Source organism: Erythrobacter epiphyticus (assembly GCF_034653295.1).
In the GTDB taxonomy this organism is placed as follows: domain Bacteria; phylum Pseudomonadota; class Alphaproteobacteria; order Sphingomonadales; family Sphingomonadaceae; genus Erythrobacter.
Genome location: NZ_JAYEEU010000004.1, coordinates 228,096 through 247,601, shown reverse-complemented (window position 1 = coordinate 247,601; position 19,506 = coordinate 228,096). Strand labels below are relative to the sequence as shown.

17 protein-coding genes are annotated in these 19,506 nt (G+C 64.1%); 15 read left to right on the top strand and 2 right to left on the bottom strand.

The genetic code is table 11. The features are described from left to right. Positions 1-8: 8 nt before the first annotated feature. From SOQ14_RS03245 to SOQ14_RS03220, 6 genes are all read left to right on the top strand, one after another. On the top strand, positions 9-1,052 hold the full coding sequence (locus tag SOQ14_RS03245) for an ABC transporter ATP-binding protein (protein ID WP_322896605.1): 1,044 nt from the start codon (positions 9-11) through the stop codon (positions 1,050-1,052). 62 nt (positions 1,053-1,114) lie between these two features. Continuing rightward, positions 1,115-2,161, top strand: a complete 1,047-nt coding sequence (locus SOQ14_RS03240) for a Fe(3+) ABC transporter substrate-binding protein (protein WP_322896604.1) — start codon at positions 1,115-1,117, stop codon at positions 2,159-2,161. Between the two features lie 150 nt (positions 2,162-2,311). After that, positions 2,312-3,127 carry a ferredoxin--NADP reductase gene (locus SOQ14_RS03235; RefSeq protein WP_322896603.1) on the top strand — a complete coding sequence of 272 codons (816 nt, stop codon included), beginning with the start codon at positions 2,312-2,314 and terminating at the stop codon, positions 3,125-3,127. 216 nt (positions 3,128-3,343) lie between these two features. Further along, positions 3,344-4,486: an acyl-CoA dehydrogenase family protein gene (locus tag SOQ14_RS03230; RefSeq protein ID WP_322896602.1), complete on the top strand. Its 1,143-nt coding sequence runs from the start codon at positions 3,344-3,346 to the stop codon at positions 4,484-4,486. Positions 4,487-4,618: 132 nt separating this feature from the next. After that, a complete protein-coding gene (locus SOQ14_RS03225) occupies positions 4,619-5,359 on the top strand; it encodes an SDR family NAD(P)-dependent oxidoreductase (RefSeq protein ID WP_322896601.1) in 741 nt (246 codons plus the stop codon). Between the two features lie 107 nt (positions 5,360-5,466). Beyond that, positions 5,467-6,141 carry a response regulator transcription factor gene (locus SOQ14_RS03220; protein ID WP_322896600.1) on the top strand — a complete coding sequence of 225 codons (675 nt, stop codon included), beginning with the start codon at positions 5,467-5,469 and terminating at the stop codon, positions 6,139-6,141. A gap of 60 nt (positions 6,142-6,201) precedes the next feature. Here the strand turns inward: SOQ14_RS03220 and SOQ14_RS03215 are convergent, their stop codons facing one another. Further along, on the bottom strand, positions 6,202-8,910 hold the full coding sequence (locus SOQ14_RS03215) for a TonB-dependent receptor domain-containing protein (protein WP_322896599.1): 2,709 nt from the start codon (positions 8,908-8,910) through the stop codon (positions 6,202-6,204). 138 nt (positions 8,911-9,048) lie between these two features. Continuing rightward, positions 9,049-10,617 (bottom strand): beta-helix domain-containing protein, encoded by a 1,569-nt coding sequence (locus SOQ14_RS03210; RefSeq protein ID WP_322896598.1) that lies wholly within the window; start codon positions 10,615-10,617, stop codon positions 9,049-9,051. Between the two features lie 329 nt (positions 10,618-10,946). Between SOQ14_RS03210 and SOQ14_RS03205 the strand changes: the two genes are divergently transcribed. The 9 genes from SOQ14_RS03205 to virB11 all read left to right on the top strand — a co-directional run bounded on the left by SOQ14_RS03205 (position 10,947) and on the right by virB11 (position 19,424). Next, entirely contained in the window at positions 10,947-11,348 is a 402-nt protein-coding gene (locus tag SOQ14_RS03205) for a tetratricopeptide repeat protein (RefSeq protein ID WP_322896597.1), read from the top strand. Positions 11,349-11,517: 169 nt separating this feature from the next. Then, entirely contained in the window at positions 11,518-12,126 is a 609-nt protein-coding gene (locus SOQ14_RS03200; protein ID WP_322896596.1) for a lytic transglycosylase domain-containing protein, read from the top strand. A 53-nt stretch (positions 12,127-12,179) separates the two neighbouring features. Beyond that, positions 12,180-12,491 (top strand): TrbC/VirB2 family type IV secretion system protein, encoded by a 312-nt coding sequence (locus tag SOQ14_RS03195; protein WP_322896595.1) that lies wholly within the window; start codon positions 12,180-12,182, stop codon positions 12,489-12,491. Positions 12,492-12,515: 24 nt separating this feature from the next. Then, complete coding sequence (locus SOQ14_RS03190) at positions 12,516-12,800, top strand: VirB3 family type IV secretion system protein (RefSeq protein ID WP_322896594.1); 285 nt, start codon at positions 12,516-12,518, stop codon at positions 12,798-12,800. After that, positions 12,790-15,228, top strand: a complete 2,439-nt coding sequence (locus tag SOQ14_RS03185) for a VirB4 family type IV secretion/conjugal transfer ATPase (protein WP_322896593.1) — start codon at positions 12,790-12,792, stop codon at positions 15,226-15,228. The genes SOQ14_RS03190 and SOQ14_RS03185 overlap by 11 nt, the downstream gene beginning before the upstream one ends. Continuing rightward, positions 15,225-16,439 carry a TrbL/VirB6 family protein gene (locus SOQ14_RS03180; RefSeq protein ID WP_322896592.1) on the top strand — a complete coding sequence of 405 codons (1,215 nt, stop codon included), beginning with the start codon at positions 15,225-15,227 and terminating at the stop codon, positions 16,437-16,439. The genes SOQ14_RS03185 and SOQ14_RS03180 overlap by 4 nt, the downstream gene beginning before the upstream one ends. Next, positions 16,436-17,239 (top strand): TrbG/VirB9 family P-type conjugative transfer protein, encoded by an 804-nt coding sequence (locus SOQ14_RS03175; protein ID WP_322896591.1) that lies wholly within the window; start codon positions 16,436-16,438, stop codon positions 17,237-17,239. The genes SOQ14_RS03180 and SOQ14_RS03175 overlap by 4 nt, the downstream gene beginning before the upstream one ends. 32 nt (positions 17,240-17,271) lie before the next feature. Then, positions 17,272-18,402, top strand: a complete 1,131-nt coding sequence (locus SOQ14_RS03170; protein ID WP_322896717.1) for a TraB/TrbI/VirB10 family type IV secretion system protein — start codon at positions 17,272-17,274, stop codon at positions 18,400-18,402. A gap of 5 nt (positions 18,403-18,407) precedes the next feature. Further along, entirely contained in the window at positions 18,408-19,424 is a 1,017-nt protein-coding gene (gene virB11, locus SOQ14_RS03165) for a P-type DNA transfer ATPase VirB11 (RefSeq protein ID WP_322896590.1), read from the top strand. Positions 19,425-19,506 lie beyond the last annotated feature (82 nt).

Here is a 19,506-nt window from a genome sequence, read left to right as displayed (position 1 = left end):
TCGCCCGGATGCATCATGTGAGCCTCGAATTTCGTCATATTGCCCATGCTTACGGTGAGATCGAGGCGCTCCGCGAGATCAGCTTCACGGCGCCCGCCGGAGAAATCACCTGTCTGCTTGGCGCGTCGGGCTGCGGGAAGTCAACACTGCTTAATCTCGCAGCCGGTTTGCTGAGGGTGCAACAGGGCGCGGTTTATGCAGACGGCGCGCTGCTCGCCGATGCCGGGCATCACCCGCCGCCCGAGCAGCGCCCGGTCGGCCTCGTCTTTCAGGAAGGGGCGCTGTTCCCGCACATGACCATCGCGGCGAATATCGGATTCGGCCTGCCGCGCGCCCGGCAGGGCGAGGTCGCAGGCTGGCTCGATGCCGTCGGCCTCGGCGGGATGGGCGATCGCTATCCCCATGCGCTGTCCGGCGGGCAGCAGCAGCGCGCCGCGCTGGCGCGGGCGATGGCGCCGGGGCCGCAGGTGCTTTTGATGGATGAGCCCTTCGCCAGCGTCGATATCGTGCTGCGCCGCAAGCTGCGCCGCGATTGCCGGATGCTGCTGCGCGCGCGCGGGACGACGACCTTGCTCGTCACCCATGACCCCGCCGAAGCGCTCGACATCGCGGATCGCATCGCGGTGATGGAAGGCGGACAGATCGTCCAGTTCGGCACACCCTTGGAACTCCACGATGCGCCCGCCACCGCTGCGGTCGGCGCGATTTTCAGCGGGGCGCAGATCGTGCCGGGCACCATGGGTGAGAGCGGCTTTGCCACCGCTTTCGGCGTCTGGCCACTCGTGACCGCCAAGCCTGCGGCGACGGGTGGTCTGCCGCCCGGGGGGCAGGCGGTTGATCTGCTTGTCCATGCCGAACGGCTCGATCTGGTGGCCGATGAGGCCGGGGCGCGGGTGGTGGATATCCATCCGGTGGGCGAGATCACGCGCGTGCTGCTCGAAGGCGTAGGCGGCGCGCAGATCACCGTCGAAACCCGCGCAGCGGTGGCGGAAGGGGTGCGATACCGGATCGTGCCGCACCCTGAAAGCTTGCGCGCCTTCCCGTGCGATTAGCGCTTGCCTTTTGTCAGATACTATTGCAAGTCATTCGCAATTATCAGCGAAAGCCCTTCATCATGACAAAATCCCTGCTTGGCCTCTTTGCCGCCGCCAGCCTCGCGGTGCTCGCCGCCTGTTCCGAAACGCCTGCGGGTGAGGATGCTCCGCCCGCCGATGCGGGGGAGATCAATCTCTATTCCTCGCGCCACTATGATACCGACCTGGCGCTCTATGACGATTTCACCAAGGCGACCGGCATCAAGGTCAACCGGATCGAAGCCGATGCCGATGCGCTGATCGAGCGCATCCAGTCGGAAGGGGAGTTCAGCCCCGCCGACTTGCTGATCACGGTTGATGCCGGACGCCTGTGGCGCGCCGAGGAAGCGGGCATCTTCGCCAGCGTTGATTCGCCGGTGCTCAAAGAGCGCCTGCCTTCGCATCTGCGCCACCCTGACGGGCTGTGGTTCGGCCTGTCGACCCGCGCGCGGATCATCATCTACAACAAGGCCAAGGGCGTCCCCGAAGGGCTCACCAGCTATGCCGATCTCGCCAAGCCCGCATTCAAGGGCCAGATCTGCGTGCGGTCTTCGTCCAATATCTACAACATCTCGCTGCTATCGAGCGTGATCGCGCACAAGGGCGCGGCCGAGGCAGAGAAATGGGCCAAGGGCGTGGTCGCCAATTTCGCGCGCGCGCCCGAAGGCAATGACACCTCGAACATTGATGCCGTTGCTTCGGGAGAATGCCGGATTTCGGTGGTGAACACCTATTACCTTGCGCGCTATGCGGGCGATCCGGAAAAGAAGGCGGTGTTCGATGCGATCGGCGTGATCTTCCCCGATCAGGATGGCACCGGCACCCATGTCAACATCAGCGGAGCGGGCCTCGTCAAGACGGCGCCCAACCGCGCCAATGCGATCAAGTTCCTCGAATATCTCACCGAGGAAAAGGCCCAGCGCTATTTCGCCGATGGCAATAATGAATATCCGGCGGTGATCGGGCTCAAGGCCAATTCGGCAGTCGAAAAGCTCGGCACCTTCAAACCCGATACGCTCAATGCCGCCGAGATCGGCAAGGGCCAGGCCGAAGCGGTCAAGATCTTCGACCGGGCAGGCTGGAAGTAAGGCGGGCGGGCGAGCGGGCCTACTGGCTTTGGTCAAGGCCCGCTTTCACCTGCTATTGCTAAACTGTCTTGATGTGCGCGGCGCAAACGTCCATTTGCGCCGCATTCCTGCCGCCCCCTGTGCGGTGCCAGCCGAAAGCCGAGACCTGCCTTGAACCAGCCCGTTATCGACCGCGCCCAGTTCACCGAAAGCGGCGCGCTTTCCGTTGAGACCATCACCTATGTCCACCACTGGACCGAGGGGTTGTTCACCTTCAAGATGACCCGGCCGGCAAGCTTCCGCTTCCGCTCGGGCGAATTCGTGATGATTGGCCTGCCGGGCGACAATGGCAAGCCGCTGCTGCGCGCCTATTCGGTCGCCTCGCCGTCGTATGAGGAGGAATTGGAATTCCTCTCGATCAAGGTGCAGGATGGCCCGCTGACCTCGCGGCTCCAGCATATTCAGGTCGGCGATCCGATCTATCTCGGCAAGAAGCCGACCGGCACGCTCGTCACCGATGCGCTGCTGCCGGGCAAGCGCCTTTTCATGCTTTCGACCGGCACCGGGCTTGCGCCCTTCATGAGCCTGGTGCGCGATCCCGAGGTTTACGGGATGTTCGAGGAGGTGATCGTGGTGCACGGCGTGCGCCATGTCGCCGAACTTGCCTATCGCGCATTGCTGGAGAGCAAGCTTGAAGGCGATCCCCTGCTGGAAGATGAAGACCGCGCGCGCATGATCTATGTGCCGACCGTCACCCGCGAGGATTTCCACACCACCGGTCGCATCCAGACGCTGATCGATGATGGCCGCCTGTTCGCGCAGAGCAAAGGCCCGCAGCATTTCGTGCCGGAAGAAGACCGCGTGATGCTGTGCGGCTCGATGGCCATGATCAAGGATCACGCGGCTGATCTCGAAGCGCGCGGCTTTACTGAGGGCAGCAATTCGATGCCCGGTCAGTTCGTGATCGAACGCGCGTTTGTGGGGTAACATTCGTCTGTCGCCCCGTGCCTGACACGGGGCTTGGCTACCTTTTGGTCAAACGCCGAACAGAAGAAGCCTAGCCCCGGATCAAGTCCGGGGTGACGAAAGGGGAGAGGTCGCGCAATCCATCTCCTACATCCCCACTTTCGCACTTGACCCCCGCCTGCGCGGGCTGTTCAATCGTGGCAAATCGAAACCCTTTGCCCCGGAGAGAGAACCGCCATGCTCGCGACGTCCTATCGCACCGCCTATAACGAAGATCACGAAGCCTTCCGCGACACCGTCCGCAAGGTCTTTGCCGAGCACCTCACCCCCCACATGGACGAGCACGAAGCCAACGGCATCGTGCCGCGCGAGGTGTGGAAAAAGATGGGCGACGCGGGCATGCTGTGCATGACGGTGAAGGAGGAAAACGGCGGCCTCGGCCTCGATTTCGGGTTCAACTGCGTGCTGACCGAGGAGCTGTCCTACCTCGGCTCCTCGGCGGGCTTCACGCTCCAGAACGACATCACGGCGAACTATTTTGAGCGCCTTGGCAATCCCGAACAGCGCGCCAAGTACCTGCCCGGCATGGTCAGCGGCGACATCATCACCGCCATCGCCATGACCGAGCCCGGCGCGGGCTCCGACCTTCAGGGCATCCGCACCACCGCCAAGAAGGACGGCAATCACCTCGTGATCAACGGCTCGAAGACCTACATCACCAACGGCCAGAACGCCGACTGCGTGATCGTCGTCGCCAAGACCGATCCCGAGCGCGGCGCCAAGGGGATCAGCCTTGTGCTGGTCGACGCCGACACCCCCGGGTTCGAGCGGGGGCGCAATCTTGACAAGATCGGCCAGCACGCTGCCGACACGTCCGAGCTGTTCTTCAACGATTGCCGCGTGCCGATGACCAACATCCTCGGCGCCGATGGCATGGGCTTCGTGCACCTGATGGAGGAGCTGCCGCAGGAACGCCTCGGCATCGCGGTCGGCGCGCAGGCGGCGGCGCAGCGGGCGTTTGACGAGGCGGTCAAGTTCACCAAGGACCGCAAGGCCTTTGGCAAGACCGTGTTCGAATTCCAGAACACCAAGTTCACCCTCGCCGACCTCAAGGCCAAGCTGCAAGTCGGCTGGGCGCACCTCGACTGGGCGATCAAGAAGCACCTCGCGGGCGAGCTCACCACCGACGAGGCCTCCGCGGCCAAGCTGTGGCACACTGACCTCCAGTGGGAATGCTGCGACACCGCGCTGCAACTCCACGGCGGGGCGGGCTACATGAACGAATACGCCATCGCCCGCCTGTGGCGCGATGCGCGCGTGACGCGGATCTTCGGCGGCACCAACGAGATCATGAAGGAAGTGATCTCGCGGTCGATCTGAGCCTATGTCTTCCCTCCCCGGCGGGGAGGGGGCGGGGGTGGAGGCTCTGCCTCTTCGGCTGCCGAACCCCCAACCCCGGCCCTTCCCCAAGGGGAAGGGAGAAATTGGCGCAATCAGGATTGGTGGCACGCAATGACCGAACCCCTCGACTTCACCGGCAAGCGCGTGCTCGTGATCGGCGGGTCGAGCGGGATCGGCAACGGCATCGCCCACGGGTTCCGCGCGCGCGGGGCGGCGGTGACCGTCACCGGCACCCGGCCCGATTTCGGCGATTACCTTGAGGCGGAGGACAGCGACTTTACCTGCCTCGATTACCGTCAGCTTGATCTGACTGATCGCGATGCGGCGGACCGGCTGGCGGCCACTTTCGGCCCACTTGATGTGCTCGTCCTCTCGCAAGGCACAGTTCGCTACGGGCGGCAGGAGTTCACCCGCGAAGGCTGGGACGCGGTGGTCGACATCAACCTCAATTCGGTGATGGACGCCGCCCGCGCCTTCCACCCGGCGCTGGCCGCAAGCAAGGGCGCGATTATCATCATCTCCAGCGTTGCCGCGTTCAAATCGACCATCGGCACGCCCGCCTACGCCGCCTCCAAGGCCGGAGCGGCCAGCCTCACCAAGACGCTGGGCGAGGCTTGGGCAAGGGATGGCATCCGGGTTAACGGCATCGCGCCGGGGCTGGTGCCGACCAAGCTCACCTGCGTAACCACCGATCACCCCGAACGCCTCGAAGCGACCCTCAAGGCGATCCCGCTGCGACGCATGGGCACGCCCGAGGACATGGCCGGCGCCGCGCTGTTCCTTGCCTCGCCTTTGAGCGCCTACATCACTGGGCAGACGCTGGTGGTCGATGGCGGGCTGACGCTGTCCTGAAGCGAAAAATGCGCCAATGTGACAGCAAGGCTTAAGCTGTCGCAAACCCGTCGTGAAAAGGTCACATGTCTGCGTCACTCCGGCGATCTAACCGGGGCTGGCAACGCATGGATGTCGTTCATATTTTCCTCACGAGCGACCTTGCCGAGACGCTCGAGGATTTCCTCCATGATGGGCGGCGCTTCACCTTTGATCAGCTTGGGCCGGAAGGTCCGCGGCGGCTGGTCGAAGGGCCGATGTGGGCCTTTGTCGACTGGGTGATGGACGATCTCGCCGGGCTGGAAATGTGCCGCCGGTTGCGCGCTGATGCGCGCACGGCTGATGCCCATGTCACCATGGTGCTCGAAGCCGATGATTTCGAAGATCGCCGCCGCGCGCTCAAGGCCGGGGCGGATGATTACATGGTCGGCCCGCTGACGCGCACCGTGGTGCTCGATCGGGTGCTGGCCTTGCAGGCGCGCCGGAGCGATCCGGCTGGCATGCGCCGGATCGAGCAGGGGCCGCTGGTGATCAATCTCGGCGCCTTGCAGGCGCGCTGGCAGGATCGCCCGATTGTGCTGCGCCCCAACGAGTTTCGTCTGCTGCGCTTCTTTGCCGAAAACCCCAATCGCGTGCTCAGCCGCACCGAGCTGATCGCGGGGTTGGGCAAGGGCGAAGCGCCGATTGACGAGCGCACCGTTGACGTGTGGATCGGGCGCTTGCGCCGCGCGCTGAAGCAGGCGGGTGCAGGCAATCCGCTGCGCACCGTGCGCCAGATGGGCTACGTCTTCGATCTGGCATAGGCGCCGCCGGGACGAAACGGGGGCAGGGTTACCCGCTGCCCCCCACTGTCCGATGTCCGATCAGAAGCTCGCCTTCACGCCAACCGAGAACGCCGTGCCGACGCGGAAGGTGTTGATCTCGGCGCGGTTGCCGTTGATTTCCTGAAATTCGAAATTGTCGCGGCCAAAGATGTTGCGCGCCTCGAAGCTGAGTTCGAGCGGCAACTTGCCCAGCTTCACTTCCGAACGCGCCACGAAATCCACTGTCAGGCCCGGGTCCTCGACCACATCGGGAAGGGCCCCGCCGCGCAAGGTCACCCGCTCGCTCGCGTAGTTGAGCAGGAAGGTGAACTGCTGGAGCTTTTCGGTATCCTCGATGCCGAGCGAGAGGTTCGCGACGTGATCCGATTGGCCGACGAGCGGTGATCCATCGTCGAATAGCTGGCTCGCTGCCTGATCAACGCCGCCGGGGATCGGCGCCACATCACCTGCAGCCACCGCAATGCTTGATTGCGTGAAGGTGTAGTTGGCAAACACCATCAGCTTCTTGGTGTTGAAGAAGCCGCCCCAGTTCGACAGATCGAAATCATAGGCGAGATCGAGTTCCGCGCCATAGAGCTGCGCTGAAGGCGCATTGGCATAGCTGGTTTCGATGATCCCCGGCGCGGTGATCAGGAAATTCTCGATCGGGTTGTCGATCTTCTTGAAGAAGCCGGCAAGGCTCACCTTGCGGCTGCCGCCCATGTAATATTCGGCGCGGGCTTCGGCGTTGATCAGCTCGCTATCCTGCAGGAACGGGTTACCGCGGAAGCGGCGGTTCGATTCCGGATCGAAATAGGTCTGCTCCACCAGCTCGCGGAATTGCGGGCGGGCAATCGTCTGCGAGGCCGCAAGGCGCAATTGCAGATCGTTGGTCACTTCCCAGGTCGCGGTGGCCGAGGGCAGCAGATATTGGTTCGCGATCCGTGTCGGGGTGGGCTGGAAGCCCGCACCGAACACCGGATCGGGTTCGGCGGTCTGCAAGCCATCCTCAAAGCGCAGGCCACCTTCGATGTTGAAGCGATCGGTCGGACGGAAGCGCAGCAAGCCGTAGCCGGCATGGACCGTCAAGGCCGCGTCAAACACCGGGAAGGGGGTCGGGTCGGAGGTCGTGATGTTGAAGAAGCCGACCCCGTTGGCATCGGTTGCCAGCGTTGCGCCGTTGAAGATATCGCCGGGGCGCCGCAGGCCGAGCGCGCGCAGGATTGTGGTGCGATCCGCGCTCGATTGGACAAGCGGGCGGATGATGAACGAGAGTGAGCGCCGCGCCGTATCCGAATAGGCATAGCCTGCCGTCAGCGAGAGGGAATCGGTGATCTCGTAGGTCACATCCGCGCCGCCGAACCACAGCTGCTCGTTGAGATCTTCAAAGCCGACCTGAATCCGCTCGGTCCCGCCGATCACCGCGCCGACATCGACCACGAACTTGTCGCCAAAGGGATCGCTTTCGACCGGGAAATTGGTGCGGATATAGGGCACGATGGCATTATAGGGCGCCTCGCGATCAGTGCGGGCAAAACCGCCGCGCAGATCGATCTCGAGCTTGTCGAAATTGAATTCCGCCACCAGCTGCGTGTCGATCAGCTGGCGTTCGAACCAGCCGGTCTGCTGGGTCTGGAAATCGAACGGGCGGGTGATATCGGTGAAGGCATCGCTGCCGCGCGCGAGACGCGCGGTCTTGAGGCTGTCGCGGATGTAGAGGTTGGTCCAGCGGATGGTGTGCTCACCAATATCGAGACCCACCCCGACAAGGCCGTTCAGCAGCACTTTGTTGTCGGTGATGAAGGTGTTGGAATCGAAAATGATCTGGCCCGCTTCGGCATCGCCGAACTGCTGGCTGATCACTGAACGGTTGCGCCAGCTGTTGGTGATTCCGATGGTGGCGATCACACCGAGATAATTGCCATCGCCGACCTCGAACGAGGCCCCGCCGGTGATATTGCCGGAGAAATTGGCCGGCAGGGTATCGTTGCGCTGCAAGGTGACCAGATTGAGCGGCAGGATCTGCCCGGCAAGCTGACGTTGCACTGCGGCTGGCGCATCATTGACCCGCGTGCCGCTGTCGATCAGGCCCTGCAAGGCCGACGGGAAATCCCGATTGCCATTGTCGAAGCCGAAAAAGTCCAAATTGGAGCCGAAATAGGTCAGCCCGTTCTGGAACGTCGTCAGCGTGTCGCCGCCCATGCTTACGCTGACATCGAGGAAATCGCGCTGCGGGATCGCCTTGGTGGTGAGGTTGATCACTCCGCCGCCAAATTCCGCCGGGAAGTTGGCCGAATAGGTCTTCTGCACCAGCGAGGAAGAAATCACGCTCGTCGGGAAGATGTCGAGTGGCACCACGCGGCTGAGAGGCTCGGGGCTGGGGAGGGGCAGGCCGTTAAGCAGGGCGAGCGAGTAGCGATCACCCAGGCCGCGCACGAAGACACGCCCGTTGCCGACCAGCGAAAGCCCGCTGACCCGGCCGAGCGCGCCGGCAATATCGCCTTCGCCAGTGCGGGCAATATCGGCTTCGGAAAGGACGCTGAGCACCTGCGTCGACGCGCGTTCGGGATTGCGGTTGCGCCGCCCGGTGACCACAATGTCGCCACCGGGGACGGAGATATCCGGCTGGACATAGTCCTGCTCTTCCTCTGGCGGCGTCGCGTCGCTTGCGCTCTCCTGCGGCGGAGCCTCCTGCGCGTGAAGCGCGGCAGGAAAGGTCAGCGACGTGGTCAGCAGCAGCAAAGCTGCAAGGCGCGTGCCCTTCGGCATGGTGCTAGGCCCCCTCATGAATGCCTCTTCGAATGATGACAGCCGCAGCGCGGCCAGTGATGATAGATGGGTCGAGTGATGATGCGGTGCGGGAGGCGCAGCACGCAGCCACGCCTCCCGCCCCATGCAAACAAACGCTTAGCTGTAGATCGGCAGCGACGTGCAGTTGCCCAACGGGCTGTTGAAGTTCTGCGTCGCCGAATTGCAGGTCCAGCTTCCGAACAGCGTCGTCAGCGCCGCCGCATTCTCGATCGCACCAATATAGGCACGGGTCGGGAAGAAGGTCGAACGGGTGTTGGCGTTGAACGCGGTGCGACCTGCTTCGCCCGTCCCGTTCACAACATTGTTGGTGAGCGTGATGGTGAAGGCGAGGTTGTTGTTGGTCCCGCCATTGATGGCCGCTGCGGCATCGGCGTTGCTCACGCCGGCACCGCCACGCACCGGATCGGTCGCCGGGCAGTTACCCACCACCGAAGCAACCCCGATCAGCGCCGCCAGCGTGGCGGGCTCATCGATCTGGAAACAGTGGTTGGTGCCAGCGCGGATCACCCCGTTGGTCAGGCCCAGCGCCGCACCACCACGGGCCTGAATGACCTGCGGGGCACCTGCGCGGGTCACGAAGGTGAAGTTGTTCACCTGGAAGCGCGTCTGCGGGATGGCATTCGAGGGAGTGCGATCAGCCACGTTGGGCGAATCGAGTTCGATGATGCGATCCCCGGTGGTTGAACGCTGCACCGCGATCACGGTGTCGAGATTGACGATCGCCCCGGTATCGACATCGAGCGAATCGTCCGACGCGCCGATGACGGCAAAGTTGCGGGCGTTGAACCCGCCACCGAAGAATTCGATGCCATCGTCCGAACTGTTGAACGACAGCAGGTTCTCGATCACCGTGCCCGAACCCGCACCGCCGGTGGTCAGCGCTTGAAGCTCGTTGTTCGGGGCAAGCTCAAAGCCCGAGAAGCGGATCTGGTTGAAGCGGAAGCTGCCCGAATTGTCGGCAGCATTGGTGCCGCCGAACGGAGTGGCGACGGCCGCCCCTTCCAGCTGGCTTTCGCATTGCGGATTGGCGGTCGGATTGGCAGCGGTGTTGAACACCCCAGTGCGGCAATCGGAAACCGGCGCGCGGCCCAGCAGCACGACGCCGCCCCATTGCTGGTCGGAGTTGTCGTTGGCGAGGCCCAGCACGTTATCGCGGCTCGTCCAGATGATCGGACGCTCGGCGGTGCCATTGGCGACAAGGCGGTTGCCACGGTTGGCCACCAGGAAGCTCGAACCCGAGGCATAGAGGATCACGCCCGGCTCGATGGTGAGCGTCACGGCGGTGTTGGTGCTCGAAAAGCCCTGATCCGTGCCGACATTCACGCGGTCGCGGATTTCATAGAGCAGGCCGGGCACATAGCGCAGCGTGTCATTCGAGGTGAAGGTGGCTGGCAGGCGGCACACACGATAGGTGCCGGTCGGGCCCGTGATGGTGCCTGCATCGGTCAGGCCGCCAGTGGTGGCGATGGTGGGGCAGCCAGCTGCCGGGGTCACCAGCGACTGGGTCGGCGTGGGTGTCGGCGTCGGCGTCGGTCCGGGCGTGGGCGGCGGGTTGTTGATGATGATGTCGCCGCCGGTTCCCGGCGAAACGATCTCATCAGCACCGCAGCCCGCGAGGGCGATGAGGCTGCAACCAATGACAAGAGTGCGTTGTACGTTTTTCACGGCAAGCGTTCCCCCAAAGTCCGAGAATCGGAAGATGTAAGCGCCACAGGAAGATGTGTGCGGGGGAAGCGCTAGGCAGGCTGCGTGACAGATTCTTGGCAGCGTTACAGTTTCGCGGCAGATTTGAAAATATGACTTAACTATGACCAATGTGACATGAAAAGTCGCGCGCTGAATCGTATTTCGGCGAATTTCCCGAGAAATATGACACAGGAAATTCAACAGCTTGGTTCTCAAAAATTGCATTAAGATGACAATGTTTCAGTTGCGTTGCATTTTGATGAAACATGATGCACCTTCGTGGTCGGATCGAAACAGGAGGTTCGCCCATGTTCATCGCTGCGCTTGCTTTCACCCTTGGTGCTTCCGTGCAGATGGAGGCCGCTCCCGCAATGCATGTGGAGCCAGCGGGCGATCTCGCGGCTGCGCCAATCCTCGCGCGGCGCACCGAAGAAGCGATTGCCATTCTTGAACAATCGCGCCTCAGCAAGCCGGAAGATCCGGCGGTGCTGATCAATCTGGGCATTGCCTATGCTCATATCGGACGGGAGGCAGAGGCACGGGCGCTGTTCGCCCAAGCTCTTGCGGCGCGCGGTTCGCTCGACCTTGCAATTTCAAGCGGGGATGTCGCTGATTCGCGCTTGCTGGCTCGCCGTGCGATCCGCATGCTCGATCGCGGCGAGTTCCGCAGCCAGCCCCAAAGTGCCAGCCAACTGACTTTGCGCGACTGATCCAGAGTTTATTGAAAGCCTTTTTTCACAACGCTTACCGGCATGGTCAGATTGGTCGCCATCCGGCCATGGGATGGTCATCGTGTTGCGCTTTGCTGACGCGCTTCTTTGCGCCTGTCACCCGCCTGTCATTTAGGATATCCAAAGGGGCTTGCATGAGGGGCCCCCAATGATTCTTTCCAAGGACCGGCGCTGTGTGATTGCTTCCCTGCTGGCGTTGTGCGCCGCCGAGGCGCAGGCCGATGTGATGGAAGTCGATCGCGATGGCGCGCGCTGGGTCGCGGGGCCTTTGGTTGCCGCGCCTGCGCCGCCGCTTGATGCCGATACCGCCACCACTGCTGAAATGGCTGCCACTTATCCGCAGACCCAAGCCGCGCGAATCCCCGGACGCTACATGGCGACCATCCAACAGATCGCCGCGCGTTATGATCTCAGCCCGAGCCTGCTCGAAGCGGTGGTGTGGCAGGAAAGCCGCTGGCGTGAGAACGCGGTCTCGCCCGCTGGTGCGCGCGGGCTTGCGCAATTGATGCCGGCGACCGCGCGGTATCTGGGCGTCAATCCCGACGATCCCCACGCCAATCTCGAAGGCGGTGCGCGCTATCTGCGCGAACAATTGAACCGCTTCGGCGGTGATCTCGAAAAGGCACTTGCTGCCTATAATGCCGGGCCGGGCCGGGTGGAGCGCGCGGGCGGCATTCCCAATATCCGCGAGACCCGCGAATATGTCGCCGCAATCATGGGGCGGCTATCCAGCCAGGCGCGTCCTGTCAGCCAGTGATCGCGATCAACAAAACACTGATTTTTAATCATGAATGAACTATGGACCATCTGATGAGACTTCTGAACGTTCCCCTGGCCCGGCTGGCCGCGCTGCTCACCTTGGTCCAAATGCCCGCGATAGCGCAGGCGCAGGGCACTGATCCGGCAGGCTCCGGCCCGATCAACAATGCGCTGCTGTGGCTGCAGGGCACGCTGCTCGGCACCGTGGCGACCACTGTGGCGGTGATGGCAGTGGCGGCGATCGGCTTCATGATGCTGACGGGCCGGATGAACTGGCGCTTCGGCGCGACCGTGATCATTGGTGTTTTCATCCTGTTCGGCGCGACCACCATCGTCGCCGGTATCCAGTCGGCCGCCGGGTAAGGGCACGAGGGGAGCCATCGGCTTATGAGCGAGCTTGTCCGTCATCCGGTGCACCGCGCGCTCACCCGGCCGCAGATGTTCGCGGGCGTGACGATGAATTTCTTCATCATCAACCTGATGGTGACGACAATCGCCTTCCTGATCCTCAAGAGCTTCTGGATCATCCCGGTGCCGGTCACCATGCATGTGATCGGCTATTTCGTGTCATTGCGCGAACCGCGCATTTTCGACCTGTGGATCACCAAAGTCTCGAAATGCCCGCGCGTGCCCAATTTCAAGCGCTGGGGGTGCAATTCCTATGCCCCATAAATGGATCGGCGCCGCCGCGTGGAGCGCGAAGGAAGCCAAGGTCGGCGACCGGCTGCCCTATGCCCGGCTGATCGACGAGAACACCGTGCTGCTGCGCGACGGCAGCGTGATGAGCGCGATTCAGGTACCCGGCTTGCTGTTCGAGACCGAGGATTCCGCCGCGCTCAACGCCCATGCCGCCACCCGCGAAGTCATGCTGCGCTCGACGCTGGATTCGCGGTTTGTGATGTATCACCATGTGATCCGTCGCAGGGTCGAGGTCGAACTTGAGGCGGAATTTCCCGATCCTCTGAGCCGCCACATTGATGCGCGCTGGAAAGAGCGGCTGGCAGGCGGCGCGCTTTTCATCAATGATCAGTTCGTCACCCTGATCCGCCGCCCGGCGCGCGGCAAGACGGGGCTGCCCGAGCGCATGGCCAAGCTGTTTTCACGCCGTGGGCAGGAAGAACTGGTCGCCGATCCCAAGGATATCCGCTCGCTGCGCGCCGCGATTACCGGGATGGTCGCCTCGCTGTCGTCCTACGGGGCGAGCGTGCTGGGCGAATATGCTGCGGCAGGCAGCACAACCGGCGGCACTCATTCCGAAATGCTCGAATTGCTGTCGGCGCTTTATAATGGCGAGATGCGCCCGGTGCGCCGTCCTGCGCCCGATACGGATATCGGCGAGATGCTGCCCTATCGCCGCGCCAGCTTCGGGCTGGATGCGATGGAGCTGCGCGGTTCGGGTGCGCCTGATTTTGCCGCGATGCTCGGGCTCAAGGACTACCCTGAAGCGACCTCGCCGGGTCTGCTCGATGGGCTGCTGCGCCTGCCTTACGAGATGATCGTCACCGAAAGCTATGCGCCCAACGAACGCACCACGGCGCGTGAGCGGATTGATCTTGCGCTGCGCCGGTCGCGCTCGGTCGACGAGGAAGCGGCCGCCGAACGTGCCGAGATGATGGCCGCGCGCGACGCCTTGGGCAGTGGCGGGCTCGGCTTTGGCGATCACCACCTTACCGTGCTGGTGCGTGAGACCACGCTTCCCCGGCTGGACGATGCGATGGCGGCCTGCGCCGCCGCGCTCGCCGATACGGGCGCGATCGCGGTGCGCGAGGACACCAATCTCGAACCGGCCTTCTGGGCGCAGTTTCCGGGGAATGAGGAATATATCGTCCGCCGCGCGCTGATTTCGTCCGCCAATATGGCGGGCTTCGGCTCGTTCCACGGCTTTGCGTTGGGACAGGCCAGCGGCAACCATTGGGGCGATGCGGTGACGCTGCTCGAAACCACCAGCGCGACGCCGTTCTTCTTCAACTTCCACAATGGCGATCTCGGCAATTTCACGGTGATCGGTCCGTCGGGCTCGGGCAAGACGGTGGTGATGAATTTCCTCGCTGCACAGGCACAGAAGTTCAAACCGCGCACCATCCTGTTCGACAAGGATCGCGGGGCGGAGCTGTTCATTCGCGGGATCGGCGGGCGCTATGATCGCATCGCGCCGGGGCTGCCTACGGGGTTCAACCCGCTGAGCTTGCCCGATACGCCCGCCAACCGCGCTTTCCTGCGCGATTGGTTGAGCGTTCTGCTCAAGGCCGAAGGGCCCGAGGAATTCGCCACTGTCAGCGCCGCGGTCGATGCGACCTATGCCAATGATCCGTCGCTGCGGCGGCTGCGGCATTTCCGCGAATTGCTGGCGGGTGCTCGCCGTCCGCAGCCGGGCGATCTGGCGGACCGGTTGGGCGCATGGATCGGCGAGGGCGAACATGCCTGGCTGTTCGACAATGTGCAGGACCGGCTTGATCTGTCGCAGCGGGTGCTTGGCTTCGATATGACCGCGCTGCTCGAAAACCCGCGGCTGCGCACCCCGGTGATGATGTATCTGTTCCACCGCATCGATGAACGGCTCGACGGGCAGCCGACGATGATCCTCATCGATGAAGGCTGGAAAGCGCTTGATGATGAAGTCTTTGCCGCGCGCATCCGTGACTGGCTCAAAACGCTGCGCAAGCGCAATGCGCTGGTCGGCTTTGCCACCCAGTCTGCGCGCGATGCGCTCGACAGCCGGATCGCGACCGCGCTGGTTGAACAGACCGCCACGATGGTCTTCATGCCCAACAGCCGCGCCCGCCACGAAGATTATTGCGAGGGCTTTGGCCTGACCGAACACGAGCTGGCGCTGATCCGCAGTCTGCCCGCTCACTCGCGCTGCTTCCTTGTGCGCCAGCCCGATGCTTCGGTGGTGGTGCGGCTTGATCTGTCGGGCGCGCCCGAAGTGCTGACAATCCTTTCCGGCCGTGAGAGCGCGGTGCGGCGGCTCGATCAATTGCGTGAGGCCGTGGGGGACAGGCCGGCAGCCTGGTTCCCGGCGCTGACCGGCGCGGCTTGGCCCGATGGCACGCAGCCGCTCGATGATGGCGGTGCGCCGCTCTGGCAGGCTGCGGAATGACAGCGCGCTGCGACACGGCTGTCGAGGATATGGGCGCAGGCGTGGCAGCCGCGCTCAAGGCCGTGGATTGCATCGCGGGCAGCGTTTCGGAACAGGCGTTCAACCGCCTGTTCGGGAGCGAAGGGCAATTGACCTTCGCGCTCACGCTGATGCTGGTGTTCTACGTCGCCTTTTTCGGCATCTCGCTGATGCTCGGCCGCTCGAACCTGTCGGTGCGGGTGCTCCTGCCCAAGATGATGACGCTGGGGCTGGTGGTGGGCTTTGCCACCAGTTTCGTGGCCTTTTCGACGTTCTTCTACAACATCTTCATCGGTGGGCCGGACGAAATCGCCCGCATCCTCACCGGCACGCAAGGCTCGGCCACCGCGGTGTTCGCGCAGAAGCTTGATGTGGTGTTTCTCGCGCTTCAGGAAACCGGCGGGGAGACCAAGGACATCAACGCCTTCTCGCCGCGCGGGATGATGTGGCTCGGCGCGATGCTGCTGCTGCTGGGAACGGTCGGCCTGCTGGTGACAGCGCGGATCGGCCTTGCGCTGCTGCTGGCGATTGGCCCGATCTTCGTGGTGCTGGCGCTGTTCGAAGGCACGCGCGGCCTGTTTGCCGGCTGGCTCAAGGGGCTGGTGTTGCTCGCGATCACGCCGCTCTTGGCAGTGCTGGGCGGATCGATCATGCTCGAACTGGCCGTGCCGATCCTTGCCCAGTTGGTGGCGGTGCCGGGGGTGATTGATCAGCAAGCAGCGATGGGCTTCTTCCTGGTGGGCGCGGTGCATCTCGCGCTGATGTTCATGGCGCTGCGGATTGCTTCGACAATGGTGTCGGGCTGGCAGGTGTTCGGCCTCGCACCGGATCGGCGCAGCAGCGGCGCCGCGGCCGATCTCGCGCGGCTTGCGCCTGCGGCAGCGAATGCCGCGACGGTCACGGCAGCGCTCGCGGCGGCGCGTGCGCCTGCCACCGCGCCAACCGCCGCGCGCCGGGTTGATATTGTGCCTGCTGCGGCCCTCACCCCTGCCAATGATGCAGCGGGCGCGGCGAGCACGATCCGCGAAACCCGCATCACCGCGACGGCTGCGGGCGGCGCACAGGCGGCCCTGCTCAATCCCGCCACATCGCGCACCCGCGGTATTGGCAACCGCTTCCGCGCGGCGGCCAAGCCGCAGGCCAGCGCCCCGGCTGCTGCTGCCGCTCCCAAACCTTCGGAGACCTATTCATGATCCGCCGCCCTATTTTCGCGGCCCCTGTGATCGCCGTACTGTTGGCTGTTGCACCGGCACAGGCCAGCGATCCGCGCATCCAGACCCGCGTGTTTGAAGAGGCACAGGTTGTCCCGATCCAAGGGCGGGTGAAGGTGCAGACCACGATCAAGTTCGGCCCCGATGAAGTGATCGAGAATGTCGCCATCGGTGACAGTGCGGCCTGGCAGGTCCAGCCCAACCGCGCGCAATCGATCCTGTTTGTGAAGCCGCTCGAGCCTGCGGCCCGCACCAATCTGACGGTGGTGACAAGCCGGCGCACCTACCTGTTCGATCTGATCGCCAGCCCGCGCAATGCGCCGCTTTATGTGCTGCAGTTCCGCTATCCCGATATCGAGCGGGCCGAGGAAGAAGCCCGTCTTGCCGCCGCCGCCGAGGCCGAGCGTGCGGCTGCCGATCCGGTGGCCGCCGCCGCGGCGGCCGATCGGTTCGCGGTGGTTGATCCGGCGCAGCTCAATTTCGCGTGGTCGGGGGCGGGTTCACCCGGTCTGCTGCCGGAACGGACTTACGATAATGGCGAGGCGGTGTTCCTCGTTTGGCCAGCGGGCCGCGCGGTCCCGGCGATCCTGACGCTTGATGACGAAGGCAATGAAGGCCCGGTCAACTCGATCGTGCGCGATGATGTCATCGTGATTGATGGCATGCCCGCGCAGATCATCCTGCGGTTTGGCGATGAGGTTGCGACCTTGACCAACACCAGTCTGCTGCCGCCAGCCAAGGGCAAGTCAAAGCGCGCCGAGCGTGCAGGCAAGGGGGCCTGAACCATGCTTTTGACCAAGCCGGAGATGATGTGATGCGTCTCGCCACGCGAATCCCGCCCCGCAAGGGAACAGGGCTTGAAGCCGATCCGCGCGAGCAGGAATCGGCCGAGATCATTGATCTTGCCAGCCGCGCCGCCTTTCCCGCGGTGGTCGATCGCAAGGCGCGCGGCGACGGGTTGGGGCTGGCGGCTGGCGTCGCCATCATCTGCGGGATCGGCGCGCTGACCTTCTGGGCGATGGAAACCGCCCGCGCCCCGCAGCCAGCGACGATTGGCAATCCCGAAATCGCGCCGCCCCCTGCCGAAGTGCCAGCGCCGCTCGTCGCGCAGGCCCCGGTGGTTGATCCCGCGCTCACCCCGCCTGCGGTGCCGGAAGAGACTGCGCCGCAGCCGGTGACGGTCAACCAGCCCGGCGTGGCCGCAGCGCCCGTCACCAATCCTTATGCCAGCCCGAGCCTGATCTTCGATGGCAGCCGCGGTGCCGATAGCGCACCGCGCGTGCTCGAAGCACCGGTGGCCACGCCTGACGCGGCAGGGGCGAGCGCCGGGACTGATTCCGCCTCAGCCTTTGCCAACCGCATCGGCGGGGTAGGGGGCGGCACCGCGCGGGCGACCGCGATGGTCAACCCCTCGACCACGATTACGCAGGGCACGCTGATCCCGGCGATCCTTGAAACCGCGATCAACACCGATGTGCCGGGCTTTGCCCGCGCCGTGGTCAGTCAGGATGTTCGCAGTTTCGATGGCAAGCGCTTGCTCATTCCGCGTTCCTCGCGCCTGATCGGCCAGTATCAATCGGGCGTGCAGCAAGGCCAGCGCCGCGCCTATGTCATCTGGACGCGGCTGATCCGGCCCGATGGGGTCTCGGTCAATCTGGCCTCGCCCGCGATCGGCTATGACGGGACGACCGGGCTCGAAGGCGATGTCAACAGCCACTTCCTGCGGCGGTTCGGATCGGGGCTGTTGTTCTCGGTGATTGGCGGGCTCGGCGCGGTGGCGACAGGCGGGGTCGGCGGGGTGCTGATCGCCGGCGGCGCGCAGAGTGCGGCCAGTTCGGCGGTGCAATCGCAGGGCCAGATCAGCCCGACGATCCGCGTGCGCATGGGCGAACCGATCCGCGTTTTCCTCGCGCGTGATCTTGATTTCAGCACCATCGGCAACTGATCGCGATGAGCGCGGATATTCACCGGCTCGCGGGCGAAGCGGCAGAGGATGGCGCGCCGCCGCTTGCTGCGGAGCGCAGCGTCTATCTCGACGCCTATCTTGCGCCGTTCCGCCGCTGGCTTGAACGCGACACGATTACTGAAATCATGGTCAATCGCCCCGGCGAGGTATGGATTGAAGACGCCGCCAATCCGGGGATGCAATGCATCGCCACGCCCGAGATTGATGATCGGCTGGTGCAGCGGCTCGCCGAACAGGTCGCGCGGGTGAGCCATCAGGGCATCAACCGCGAACATCCCCTGCTGGGGGCCACTTTGCCCGATGGCGCGCGCGTCCAGTTCTGCGGCCCGCCCGCGGCGCGCCAGCACTGGGTGATGGCGATCCGCCGCCACCGGCGGCTTGATCTGCCGCTCGATGCCTATGACACCGGCCCGCTCAAGGGCGAGGCGCAGGTGACCTTGCCCGATCCCCAGGCCGAACCGATTGCCTATCTGCGCGCGGCGATCCGGGCGCGCCGCACGATCCTGATTTCGGGTGGGACGAGCACCGGCAAGACGACTTTCCTCAACGCCATGCTTGGCGAAATCCCGCGCGAAGAACGGGTCGTGCTGGTCGAGGATACGCCCGAATTGCGCTTTCCCGGCGACAATGCGGTGGGGCTGGTCGCAGTCAAGGGTGAGCTCGGCGAGGCCAAGGTCACCGCCAATGAATTGCTGCAAGCCGCGCTGCGGCTGCGGCCCGATCGCATCGTGCTGGGCGAGCTGCGCGGCGCGGAAAGCGTCAGCTTCCTGCGCGCGATCAACACCGGCCATCCCGGCAGCTTTTCGACCATCCATGCCAACAGCCTGCGCGGCGCGCTCGAGCAATTGGCGCTGATGGTGATGCAGACCGGGATCGGGCTGACGCGGTCGGATACGATTGCCTATGCGGCGAGCGTCATCGATGTGATCGTGCAATTGGGCCGCGATGCCCATGGCAAGCGCGGCATCACCCAGATCGCCGACAGCCGGGCCTTGATCTGATCTACCTCTTCTTTTCCGTGTGAACGCCAAACGACATTTGTGTGACAAGCGCAGCTTGGTGATTTACACCAGCGGCGGGTGC